Annotated in this window: 2 protein-coding genes; both read right to left on the reverse strand. The window is 69.3% G+C overall.

What is annotated here, in order from left to right; all coding sequences use genetic code 11:
- Positions 1-360: GTP-binding protein (locus GA0115242_RS01180; protein ID WP_237548541.1), on the reverse strand; the 360-nt coding region annotated here is incomplete at its 3' end.
- 2 nt (positions 361-362) lie between these two features.
- The coding region (gene cysD / locus GA0115242_RS01185; protein ID WP_093823532.1) for a sulfate adenylyltransferase subunit CysD at positions 363-1262 on the reverse strand (900 nt) is incomplete at its 5' end.

Below are 1262 nucleotides of genomic sequence, written 5' to 3' on the forward strand. Positions count from 1 at the left end.
TTCGGCGGTGGAGGCGCCGGTGACCATGTTGCGGGTGTACTGCACGTGGCCGGGGGTGTCGGCGAGGATGAAGCGGCGTCGTGGGGTGGCGAAGTAGCGGTAGGCGACGTCGATGGTGATGCCCTGTTCGCGTTCGGCGCGCAGGCCGTCGGTGAGGAGGGCGAGGTCGGGGGTGTCCTGGCCGCGGTCGCGGGAGGCGTGGGTGACGGCTTCGAGCTGGTCGGTGAGGACGGACTTGGAGTCGTGCAGGAGGCGTCCGACGAGGGTGGACTTGCCGTCGTCGACGGAGCCCGCGGTGGCGAAGCGCAGCAGGGTGGTCTCGGCGAGAGGGCCGCTGGTGAGGGGGTGGGTGGTGGTCATGGTCAGAAGTACCCCTCGCGTTTGCGGTCTTCCATCGCGGCTTCGGACATCTTGTCGTCGGCGCGGGTGGCGCCGCGTTCGGTGAGCCGCGAGGCGGCTGTCTCGGCGATGACGGCGTCGAGGGTGGTGGCGTCGGAGTCGACCGCGCCGGTGCAGGACATGTCGCCGACGGTGCGGTAGCGGACCTGGCGTTTCTCGACGGTCTCGCCGTCTTTGGGGCCGCCCCAGTCGCCGGGGGTGAGCCACATTCCGGCGCGGGGGAAGACTTCGCGTTCGTGGGCGAAGTAGATGGCGGGGAGTTCGATGTGTTCGCGGGCGATGTACTGCCAGACGTCGAGTTCGGTCCAGTTGGAGAGGGGGAAGACGCGGACGTGTTCGCCGGGGGCGTGGCGTCCGTTGTAGAGGTTCCAGAGTTCGGGGCGCTGGCGGCGGGGGTCCCATTGGGAGAATTCGTCGCGGAGGGAGAAGACGCGTTCTTTGGCGCGTGCTTTCTCCTCGTCGCGGCGTCCGCCGCCGAAGACGGCGTCGAAGTGTTCGGTGCGGATGCGGTCGGTGAGGGGGAGGGTCTGGAGGGGGTTGCGGGTGCCGTCGGGTCGTTCGCGGAGGCGGCCGCTGTCGATGTAGTCCTGGACGGAGGCGATGTGCAGGCGGAGTCGGTGCTGCTGGACGGTGCGGTCGCGGTGGGCGAGGACTTCGGGGAAGTTGTGGCCGGTGTCGACGTGCAGGAGGGGGAAGGGGACGGGGGCGGGGGCGAAGGCTTTGAGGGCGAGGTGGAGCATGACGATGGAGTCCTTGCCGCCGGAGAAGAGGATCACCGGCCGTTCGAACTCACCCGCGACCTCGCGGAAGATGTGCACGGCCTCGGACTCCAGCGCGTCCAGATGCGACAGCGCGTACGGGCT

It is taken from the genome of Streptomyces sp. SolWspMP-5a-2 (genome assembly GCF_900091845.1).
In the GTDB taxonomy this organism is placed as follows: domain Bacteria; phylum Actinomycetota; class Actinomycetes; order Streptomycetales; family Streptomycetaceae; genus Streptomyces; species Streptomyces doudnae.